We start from the raw sequence: 10475 nt of genomic DNA, 5'->3' as shown, positions 1-10475 counted from the left end.
GAACGCGTGATGGACAGCAACGACATTGAAAAAGAACGTGGCATCACGATTCTGTCAAAAAACTGCGCGGTTGAATATGAAGGCACCCACATCAACATCGTTGACACCCCAGGACACGCCGACTTCGGTGGTGAAGTGGAGCGCGTGTTGTCGATGGTTGATTCCGTGCTGTTGCTGGTAGACGCTGTAGAAGGCCCCATGCCCCAAACACGCTTTGTAACCCGCAAGGCCTTGGCCTTGGGTTTGAAGCCAATCGTGGTAGTGAACAAAGTAGACCGCCCAGGTGCGCGCGTTGAGTGGGTAATTGATCAGACTTTCGACTTGTTCGACAAGTTGGGTGCGACCGACGAGCAGTTGGACTTCCCGATTGTGTATGCATCTGGCTTGAATGGCTATGCAGGCGATACACCGGATGTACGTGAAGGAACCATGCGCCCATTGTTCGAAGCGATTTTGAAGTACGTTCCTGTACGTGATGATGACCCCAATGGTCCACTGCAGTTCCAGATTACCTCCCTGGATTACAACAGCTATGTTGGCAAGATCGGTATTGGCCGCATCAAGCGCGGTACGGTGCGCGTGGGTCAGCAGGTCACCTGCATCAATGGTCCAGACGGCACCCCATTCAACGGTCGTATCAACCAGGTTCTAAAGTTCCGCGGTCTGGAGCGTATTCAGGAAGATGAAGCACAGGCCGGTGATATTTGCCTGATCAATGGTATTGAAGAAATCGGTATCGGTACCACAATTTGCGCACCCGATTGCGTGGAAGGTTTGGAAATTCCGGCAATTGACGAGCCAACCTTGACCATGAACTTCATGGTGAACACCTCCCCATTGGCAGGCCGTGAAGGCAAGTTTGTAACCAGCCGCCAGTTGCGTGACCGTTTGCAGCGTGAATTGAAGGCCAACGTGGCTTTGCGCGTGAAAGACACCGATGACGATACAGTGTTTGAAGTCTCTGGTCGTGGTGAATTGCACCTAACCATTTTGCTGGAAAACATGCGCCGTGAAGGCTACGAGTTGGCTGTTTCCCGCCCACGCGTGGTGTTCAAGGAAATCGACGGCGTGAAGTGCGAGCCCTATGAAATGTTGACCGTGGATGTGGAAGATTCACACCAGGGCGGCGTGATGGAAGAACTGGGTCGACGTAAAGGTGATTTGCTCGACATGTCTCCCGATGGCAAAGGCCGTGTTCGTCTGGAATACAAAATTCCAGCGCGTGGCTTGATTGGTTTCCAGGGCGACTTCATGACATTGACACGCGGCACTGGCTTGATCAGCCACGTGTTTGATCAATATGCACCTGTGCGCGAAGGCGGCTCGGCCGAGCGTCACAACGGCGTGCTGATTTCTCAAGATGATGGTGATGCAGTCGCCTACGCCTTGTGGAAACTGCAAGACCGTGGCCGCATGTTTGTGTCCCCGGGCGAAGCCCTGTACGAAGGCATGGTGATCGGTATTCACAGCCGTGACAACGACCTGGTTGTGAACCCGATCAAGGGCAAGCAGCTGACCAACGTTCGTTCATCAGGTACCGATGAAGCCGTTCGCCTGGTTCCACCGATCCAGATGAATCTGGAATACGCGGTTGAATTTATTGCGGAAGACGAATTGGTGGAAATTACACCGAAGAACATTCGTATTCGCAAGCGCTTCCTGAAGGAACACGAGCGCAAGCGCGCAAGCCGCGACGCAGCGTAAGTTTTGTTTGGCTGAAAGGCCAGATTTCAAGAGGGGCGTGGCTTTGGCCTCGCCCTTTTTGTTTGTAAAATCCGAAGCATGACATTCAAACCAAGAACTTTATCTGTTGCACCAATGATCGACTGGACCGATCGGCATTGCCGCCGGTTTCACCGTGCGATCAGTCAGCACACCTGGCTTTACACCGAAATGATCACTACAGGTGCGCTGGTGTACGGCGATCGCAATCGTTTTTTGGCATTCAATGACGAAGAACACCCAGTTGCTTTTCAGCTCGGTGGCAGCGACCCCGAGCACATGGCACGTTGCGCCAAGTGGATTGAGCAGGCGGGTTACGATGAATTGAACATGAATGTGGGTTGCCCTTCCGAGCGGGTTCAGAAAGGTGCGTTTGGTGCCTGCCTGATGGCTGAGCCCGGTTTGGTGGCCGATTGCGTGAAGGCCATGCGGGACGCCTGCTCGATTGATGTGACTGTGAAGCATCGGATCGGGCTTGATTACGATGAAAGCGAAACCATGCTTTTTGACTTTGTAGGCAAGGTCAGTGAGGCGGGTTGTAACACCTTCATTGTGCATGCACGCAACGCAGTGCTGAAAGGCCTGTCACCCAAGGAAAATCGTGATATTCCTCCTTTGCGTTACGAGGTGGTCAAACGTCTGAAGCAACATTTTCCGCACCTTCAAATCATTTTGAATGGGGGGATTACCACCCTGGAAGCAATTGAAAGTCACCTTCAGTGGGCAGATGGCTGCATGATTGGTCGAGAGGCCTATTCCAATCCGTGGCTATTGGCCGGCTTTGATGAAGTGATTGGTAAGCCAACTACTCAGAAAACCCGTTTGGACGTAATCGATGAATTGCGCGCCTATGCTGAACAGGAGTTGAGCCGGGGCGAGAGCATTCGAAGCATCACAAAATCGTGGTTGGGTCTGTTTCACGGACAGCCCGGTGGAAGGCTTTACCGCCAAGTGTTGTCGGATTCAACCCGGCTGAAGGCCAACAACTGGCAGGTGGTTGAAGACGCGCTGGCGATGATGGTTAAGTCAACTCGGCAGTGAGAAATCAGGTAACCCTGACGAGATGGCTGCAATCTCTTAATAGGTTATCAATAAACCCGCAACCGCTGCCGGGCTCATATCAACACCAGCTTGCCGGGGTTCAAGAGGTTTTTAGGATCCATGGCCTGTTTGATGGCCTTGAATGCAGCATAGTTGCTGGCACTCGTAATATCTCGCAGTAGTTCGGCTTTCAACTGTCCAATGCCATGTTCAGCCGATACGGTACCGCCGCAGCGAAGAATTGCATCGTGTACCAAATTGTTCAGCAAAGTTTGGTGTTGCTTCAGAAATTCAGCGGCATCGCTGCTTTTGGGCGCCGACAAATTGAAGTGCAGGTTGCCATCGCCCAAATGACCAAACAACACCGGCCGAACATCCACGCCGTGCTCAGCAATGTCATTCAGGGCCATGTCGTGAAATGTGGGTAGCTGCGAGACAGCGCAGGCTACATCGTGTTTCACGTTCAAACCCTCTTTGGCCTGCGCTTCGGAAATGTTTTCTCGCAATGCCCAAAACGCTTCAATTTCCCGTCCATTTTGAGCCATGGCGATGTTGCGTACCCCGGGAAGCTCTTCCAACAGCGCCTCGAGTGTTTTGGTGACTTGTTCACGCAAGGTGGTTTCGGAACCCAATGAGGTGAATTCAGCGAGCACATGGTCAACAGCACCAGGGCAGGTAGGCGCGCGGGCAGGAAAATGGGTTTGAACCACATCAATTGCATTGGCGTTCATCCATTCGTAGCTGCTGAGTTCACCGAACAAGTGGCCTTGTACAAAGCCCAAGGCATCCACCGCGGTTTGAATGTTGTCAACATTCAGCCAGGCCACGCAGCGGCTTTTCGGGGCAGGGTACACCTTCATGCAGGCGGTGGTTACAATACCCAGTGTGCCTTCTGAGCCGATCAGTAAATGGCGCAAGTCATATCCAGTGTTGTTTTTGCGAAGTCCACGCAAGTCACCACACAACTCGCCTTGCGCGTTCACATACTCAAGTCCAAGGCACAATTCACGGGTGTTGCCATAGCGCAGTACGGCCACGCCGCCTGCGTTGCTCGCCAGGTTGCCGCCCAAAGTGCAGGTGCCTTCCGAAGCCAGGCTGAGGGGAAACAAAAAGCCGTGTGCCTGTGCGTACTCCTGAATCTCGTACAGCGTATAACCAGCACTGGCAGTCAGGGTCAGGTTGCTTTCGTCAAGTTTCAATACTTCACGAATGCGCCCGGTTTTAAGAACCACGTGGGCTAGTTTTACCGGATCACTGTCGGCCGCTGGCACTGCCCCGCCCACCAATCCGGTGTTACCACCCTGGGTTGAAATCGCCACATTGAACGCATCGCATGTTTTTACAATCGCCTGCACCTGCCGGGTACTCATGGGTTCCAGAACAGCGAGCGCAGTGGTGCAGTAGCGTTTACGCCAGTCGGTGCACGCTCGGGCAATGTAGGCTGCATCGGTGTTAATCAGCAGCCCAGGTACCTGTTTGCGCAATTGTTCCAAAAATTCATTCATGCGTTCAAGCAACCTTGGTTTTGGGTACTTTGTAGGTGCGGGCGAATACGCTGACACTGGCAAACAGCGCAATGGTCAAAAGCACCTCCAGCCCGGCCATCAACTGCGAGGCCAGTGCCGGATCGGAACTGGCGCGTGTGGCACCTTCCGCAAAGTATAGCCACACCAACAGTGATGTGGCCTGGTAGGTTCGTACGCGTTGTTTGAAAATACCCGGCACCACCAGCAGCAAGGGCAACACCTTCAGCACCAGCCAGCTGCCACCGGGGCGAATCGGCGCAATAAAAAGCTCCCAGGCTACACACAGGGCGATTAATGCCAACAGGCTGATTACCGTTGCCCAGTATGCTTTTTTGCGGGTTGAATCAATTTCAGGGGTGCTGCTCATCAAGATTTGTCCATGTGTTGTAGGGCCAATGCGGCTTTCGCAAGGCGAGCACCTTGTGCTCTGGCCAACATTTTTTCATGTTCTGAAACAGGGTGCTGGCCCTGTCCACCTGCCCAATGGGTTACGCCATAGGGCGTGCCACCTGTGTGTGTGTCATTCAGTGCCTGCTCGGAATAGGGAATACCCAGCCAAAGCATGCCATGGTGAATCAATGGCAATGCCATGCTGGTCAGTGTGGTTTCCTGGCCACCATGCAGGCTACCCGTGCTGGTAAAAACGCAAAAGGGTTTGTTGATCAAATCGCCAGCCAACCAAGTGCCAACGGTGCCGTCCAGAAAATACTTCATGGGCGCAGCCATGTTGCCAAACCGTGTGGGCGAGCCCATGGCAAGGCCAGCGCATTCTTTCAAGTCAGCTGGCTCGGCGTAAGGCGGGCCCTGTTCGGGGATATCAGGTTCGGTTGCTTCCGTGTTTGCAGACACTGCGGGTACAGTTCGAATTCTGGCCGAAACTCCCTTTACCGAGTCAATGCCCTGCGCAATTTCACGGGCCAACTGCGCGGTTGCGCCATGGCGGCTGTAATACAAGACCAATACTTCAATCATGCTTAGGGGTTATCATGGGGGCTGTTGGAACCCCTATTGTATCGAAGCGCATGAGTTCAGCCGCACCCTCCGAAACAACTGAGACCAAGAGTTTCAAAGCCATCGGCAAATCTGTCGAAGAAAACCAGACACGGCGTGCCCGCTTCATGCGTGGTGCCCGCCGTGCGTTCAGTGTGGCCGATGTTGAGCTGTCTCCGTTGAATTTGCGATGGTGGATCGCATTTACACGCTTGGTCAGTCAGCGCATCAGCGAGCAGCGTTTGCCGCAGGTGGCAGCCAGCCTTACTTTCACCACCGTGCTTTCCTTGGTGCCTTTGGCCACTGTCGTGTTGGCCATATTCACGGCATTCCCGATGTTCGATCGTTTGCAGTCTTCTTTGCAGGGCTATTTGATCGACAGTTTTTTTCCGGAAACCTTGTCTGAAACCATTTTGACCTATGTCACACAGTTTTCTGACAAAGCGAAGGGGCTGACTGCGATTGGCATTGTGTTCTTGGTGATCACTGCTTTAACCACCATGTTCACTGTTGATCGGGTGTTTAATCAGATCTGGAACGTCAAGCGTCAACGCTCGACCATGAACAAGGTTGTGTTGTACTGGGCTGTCCTGTCATTGGCTCCTGTGTTGATCGGGCTGAGCATCAGCGTGTCCACTGCACTGATCGGTGAAACCATGGCGGGTGTGAACCCTGTGCTGGGGGGCATGTTTCCTGCCCTCAACCTTATACCTCTGACTTTGACAGTACTTGCCTTTGCTTTCATCTATCGGATTGTGCCCAACAGGGCAGTGCATTGGAAAGACGCGCTGGTGGGTGGCGTGCTGGCCGCAGTTTTGTTCGAAATTTCAAAGCGGGCATTTGCCGCTTACATCACGCATTTTCCGAGTTACACGGCTTTGTATGGTGCTTTGGCCGCGTTTCCAATCTTTTTGCTCTGGATTTACGTCAGCTGGATCATTGTACTCTTGGGGGCCAGCACCGTTGCTGCTTTGCCGGTGGCCCGCACTGGTTACTGGAACCCCAGCAACCGTCCTGGTGAACGCTGGCTGCAAGGTTTGAGCGTATTGGTTGAACTGGAAAAATCGCGGCAGCAGGAAAAGCCTGGCATGACCATGGAAGAGTTGCGGGTGTTTGCCAAGGTGCCGCCCGACCAACTGGACGAGATCTTGAGTTTGTTGATTGACCATGGCGTGATAGGTCTTTTGGCAATTGTGCGGGGCGATGACCGCTTTGCCCTGATCTGCGACCCCGCCAATATCAGCGCTGAAGTGGTTGCAAAAGCGCTTTGGTACGACCCCTCACTAACCTCAGAATGGGCTGCCAGATTGCCCCAGTCCACAGCGAAACTAACTGAGTTTCAGGAGGAGTTTATCCGGCGCCCACGCTTGTCTCAATGGCTTGAGTTAGCCCCCTGCTAAGTGGGTGATGTCAACGGGAATCACTCTTTGGCGTTTGATTTGAACTTTTTATGAAAAAAGAGTGTCCATATCAACAAAAGAAGGGCTTACGTTTGGCACCCATAGGCGCTTTCTGTAAACTAAGCGTGACGAGCCAAAAGCTCTGACATTTAATAATATCAACACAGTCTGGAGCTGTTATGAGTAACAAAGGGCAACTACTACAAGACCCCTTCCTCAATTTGCTGCGCAAAGAGCATGTACCCGTGTCCATTTACCTGGTCAACGGCATCAAGCTTCAGGGCCAAATCGAGTCTTTTGATCAATACGTGGTTCTGCTGCGTAATACCGTAACCCAAATGGTTTACAAGCACGCAATTTCGACTGTTGTGCCTGGCCGTTCAGTTACATTCACCCCCGAGGTGAAGGAGTAACCTTATCTTCACTTTCAAATTTTTCCGCGGTTTGAAATGACGCGTAGTTCCCTGGTTGCACTTGACCTAGGTCAACACGAGTTCCGCGAAAGTGTCGATGAGCTGGCTCTTCTGGCCACCTCTGCTGGTGCAGAGGTGATTGGCGTTTTCGTGTCCAAACGGCGTTCTCCCGACTCAGCCACTTTCATTGGCTCCGGCAAAGTGCAGGAAATACTTGCACATTGCGAAGCCGAAGAAGTCGAGCTTGTCATCTTTAACCACAGCCTGAGCCCCGCTCAACAGCGAAATCTTGAAAATGCGCTCGGGCGTCGTGTAATCGATCGCACGGGTCTGATTCTAGACATTTTTGCCATTCGCGCGCGCAGTTTTGAGGGCAAGTTACAAGTTGAACTCGCCCAGCTTCAGTACATGGCCTCCCGGTTGGTGCGCGGAAACGCGAATTTGTATGGACAGCAGGGCGGTATTGGCATGCGTGGTCCTGGTGAAACCCAGCTGGAAACAGATCGCCGCTTGATTGGTGTGAAGGTCAAGCAGCTGAAAACCCGGCTCGAGAAGCTCCAGAAACAGCGTCAAACCCAGCGCAGGCAACGTGAACGGCGAGGGCAGTTTACGGTCGCTATTGTGGGGTACACCAACGCGGGTAAAAGCACTTTGTTCAATGCCATAGCAAGCGACAAGGCGTACGCCGCAGACCAGCTTTTTGCCACTCTGGACACGACCACGCGCCGCGTTTGGCTTGCACCCAAGGTAGATATGGCCTTGTCGGACACCGTTGGATTTATTCGCGATTTGTCTCATTCCCTGGTAGATGCTTTCAAAGCAACCCTGGAAAGTGCCGTGCACGCCGATGTGTTGTTGCATGTCGTTGATGTGAGCTCGCCGGTTCGACACAGCCAAATCGACGAGGTCAACAAGGTGTTGCTTGAGATTGAAGCGGGGGATGTTCCACAAGTGATCATCTGGAACAAAATAGACGCCTGTGAGCGTTCTGTGGAAGTCGAGCGTGACGGCGATGGTAAGATTTTGTCCGTGGCGGTGAGTGCGCGCTATGGGCTTGGAATTCCTGAATTACGTGAATGTCTGACTGAACTTGCTGGCAACTTCTATGCTCAAAGTCGGGGTGCAGACACGCAGTCAGATGAATTGCAGTGGGCCTGAACGTCAACAATTAATTTTTCAGCAGTAGGAACAAGCATGTCAATGAATGATCCGGATTGGGGCAGAAATTCATCGGGTAATCAAAACAACGATGAACCCGCAAAGCCTCAAGATCAAGACAATCGCCGTCCCGGTGGCCGTCAGGATGGCCCCCCAGACCTTGATGAACTGTGGCGCGACTTCAACAGCAGGCTGAACCGGCTGTTCGGAAAGAAGGGCGGCAATGGTGGCGGTCCGCGTGGCCCCTTGGGAGGCGGCAGTGGTGGCCCCAGCATGGAAAATGCAGGCAAAGGGTTTACCGCGGTGATTGTAGTTGCGGTACTTGTCTGGTTGGCCAGTGGTTTTTACATTGTTCAGGAAGGTCGCGAAGGCGTGGTGTTGCAGTTTGGTAAGTACCACCACACTTCGATGCCCGGTTTCCAATGGCGTTTGCCTTACCCAATCCAGTCGCATGAAGTGGTGAACTCCTCTCAGGTGCGCATTGTTGAGGTGGGTTATCGCAATGACGTGAAAAGCAAGGTGCTGCGAGAAGCGCTGATGCTGACCGAAGACGAAAACATCATCGACATTCAATTCGCGGTTCAATACCGTTTGAAAGACGCGGGTGATTACCTGTTCAACACCATTGATCCCGACGAAACCGTAAAAATGGCGGCTGAAACGGCCATTCGTGAGGTGGTGGGTCGCAGCAAGATGGATTTCGTGCTCTACGAAGGCCGAGAGCAAATCGCTTTGAATACTGCAGAAGTGATGCAGGAAATTCTGGACAAATACGGTACGGGTATTTTGGTATCCAGCGTCACGGTCCAAGGTGTTCAACCTCCCGAACAGGTTCAAGCCGCGTTTGACGACGCAGTGAAAGCAGGCCAGGATCGCGAGCGTTTGAAAAACGACGGTGAGGCGTATGCAAACGATGTGATTCCGCGTGCCCGAGGCAATGCAGCCCGCTTGCTGGAAGAAGCGAATGGTTATCGCGAACGCGTGGTTGCCCAGTCCGAGGGTGATTCAGCTCGCTTCAAGGCAATTTTGACCGAATATGAGAAAGCGCCAAAAGTTACGCGTGATCGCCTGTACATCGATGCGATGCAGGAAATTTATACCAACGTGACCAAAGTTATTGTTGATTCCAAAGGAAACAGCCAGCTTCTGTATTTGCCATTGGACAAGTTGATTGAAAAAACTGGTTCATCAAACGCTGAAAGCAATGCGACATCTGCTGCCGCTGCCGCCAAGGCCGCTGAAACCAGCCCATCTGCACCACGTAATGCCAATGATGGATTTGACACTAGCATTCGCGATGCCATGCGCAATCGTGACCGGGGAGCTCGTTAATCATGCCTAAGATTTTTGTAGTAGTAGCGGCTGCGTTGATTGGCTTTTTTGTGGCCAATACCTGTCTTTATGTGGTGGATCAGCGCCAATACGCCATTGTGTTCGCGTTGGGTCAGGTTGAGGAAGTACGCCAGGAGCCTGGCTTGTATTTCAAGCTGCCAGCGCCTTTCCAGAATGTTATTTTTCTGGACAAGCGCATTCAAACCATCGACACACCTGAACCTGAGCGTTTTATTACCTCCGAGAAGAAGAACCTCTTGATCGATTCTTACATCAAGTGGCGTATTGTCGATCCTCGCTTGTACTTTGTTCGCTTGAGTGGTGATTCCCGCTTGGCTCAAAGTCGCATGTCTCAGGTGGTCAAGTCTGCCTTGAACGAAGAAATTACCAAGCGTACCGTGCCTCAAATGGTCTCTGGCGAACGCACCACAGTGATGAACACCGTGGTTGAAAAGGTGAAGGATGAGGCTGCGGAAATTGGTGTGGAAATTCTGGACGTTCGCTTGAAACGCGTAGATTTGCTACCTGAAGTCAGTGAATCTGTGTTTCGTCGCATGGAAGCCGAGCGAAAGCGTGTAGCCAACGATTTGCGAGCCACAGGTGCAGCGGAAGCCGAGCAAATTCGTGCGGATGCAGACCGCCAAGTGGTTGTAATTTTGGCTGAAGCCTACAGAGAAGCACAAACTATCAAGGGGGAGGGTGATGCAAAGGCCGGTTCGATTTATAATGCCGCTTTTGGTCGCAATCCCGAGTTCTATTCCTTTTACCGCAGTCTGGATGCTTACAAGAAGTCTTTGACATCCAAGTCTGATGTGATGGTGGTTGATCCGCAGTCTGATTTCTTCAAGTTTTTGCAGAAAACGCAATAACTTGGGCTTTCGTGCGCTTGCGTT

At 52.4% G+C, this 10475-nt stretch carries 10 protein-coding genes; 7 read left to right on the top strand and 3 right to left on the bottom strand.

Translation table 11 applies throughout. The features are described from left to right. Together typA and dusA are read left to right on the top strand one after the other, a co-directional pair. A partial coding sequence (gene typA, locus B4N58_RS06610) for a translational GTPase TypA (protein ID WP_291747218.1) occupies window positions 1-1704 on the top strand: 1704 nt, incomplete at its 5' end. A 78-nt stretch (window positions 1705-1782) separates the two neighbouring features. Beyond that, window positions 1783-2763 (top strand): tRNA dihydrouridine(20/20a) synthase DusA, encoded by a 981-nt coding sequence (gene dusA / locus B4N58_RS06605; RefSeq protein WP_050771149.1) that lies wholly within the window; start codon window positions 1783-1785, stop codon window positions 2761-2763. Window positions 2764-2837: 74 nt separating this feature from the next. On the opposite strand, the gene B4N58_RS06600 is transcribed toward dusA, so the two are convergent. Genes B4N58_RS06600 through wrbA form a run of 3 tightly spaced genes read right to left on the bottom strand, consistent with a single transcriptional unit; the run spans window position 2838 to window position 5261 of the window. Beyond that, on the bottom strand, window positions 2838-4268 hold the full coding sequence (locus tag B4N58_RS06600; RefSeq protein WP_291747212.1) for an FAD-binding oxidoreductase: 1431 nt from the start codon (window positions 4266-4268) through the stop codon (window positions 2838-2840). A gap of 4 nt (window positions 4269-4272) precedes the next feature. Continuing rightward, window positions 4273-4656: a DUF2069 domain-containing protein gene (locus B4N58_RS06595; protein ID WP_008248722.1), complete on the bottom strand. Its 384-nt coding sequence runs from the start codon at window positions 4654-4656 to the stop codon at window positions 4273-4275. After that, window positions 4656-5261 (bottom strand): NAD(P)H:quinone oxidoreductase, encoded by a 606-nt coding sequence (wrbA, locus tag B4N58_RS06590; RefSeq protein ID WP_291747208.1) that lies wholly within the window; start codon window positions 5259-5261, stop codon window positions 4656-4658. Before wrbA ends, B4N58_RS06595 begins: the two co-directional genes overlap by 1 nt. Before the next feature lie 50 nt (window positions 5262-5311). Between wrbA and B4N58_RS06585 the strand changes: the two genes are divergently transcribed. From B4N58_RS06585 to hflC, 5 genes are all read left to right on the top strand, one after another. Then, entirely contained in the window at window positions 5312-6679 is a 1368-nt protein-coding gene (locus B4N58_RS06585; protein ID WP_008248720.1) for a YihY family inner membrane protein, read from the top strand. A 179-nt stretch (window positions 6680-6858) separates the two neighbouring features. Next, a complete protein-coding gene (gene hfq, locus B4N58_RS06580; RefSeq protein WP_008248719.1) occupies window positions 6859-7092 on the top strand; it encodes an RNA chaperone Hfq in 234 nt (77 codons plus the stop codon). A 36-nt stretch (window positions 7093-7128) separates the two neighbouring features. Then, on the top strand, window positions 7129-8250 hold the full coding sequence (gene hflX, locus B4N58_RS06575) for a GTPase HflX (RefSeq protein ID WP_291747203.1): 1122 nt from the start codon (window positions 7129-7131) through the stop codon (window positions 8248-8250). Between the two features lie 36 nt (window positions 8251-8286). After that, the gene (hflK, locus tag B4N58_RS06570) at window positions 8287-9582 is read left to right on the top strand and encodes an FtsH protease activity modulator HflK (protein ID WP_008248717.1); all 1296 of its coding nucleotides are present in this window, start codon (window positions 8287-8289) and stop codon (window positions 9580-9582) included. 2 nt (window positions 9583-9584) lie between these two features. After that, window positions 9585-10451 (top strand): protease modulator HflC, encoded by an 867-nt coding sequence (gene hflC / locus B4N58_RS06565; protein WP_040512348.1) that lies wholly within the window; start codon window positions 9585-9587, stop codon window positions 10449-10451. Window positions 10452-10475: the final 24 nt, after the last annotated feature.

Origin of the sequence: Limnobacter sp. UBA3528 (genome assembly GCF_002377005.1) — a bacterium.
Lineage (GTDB): Bacteria > Pseudomonadota > Gammaproteobacteria > Burkholderiales > Burkholderiaceae_B > Limnobacter.
The sequence above is the reverse complement of the archived record's forward strand: the minus strand, read 5'-3'. Positions and strand labels throughout refer to the sequence as shown.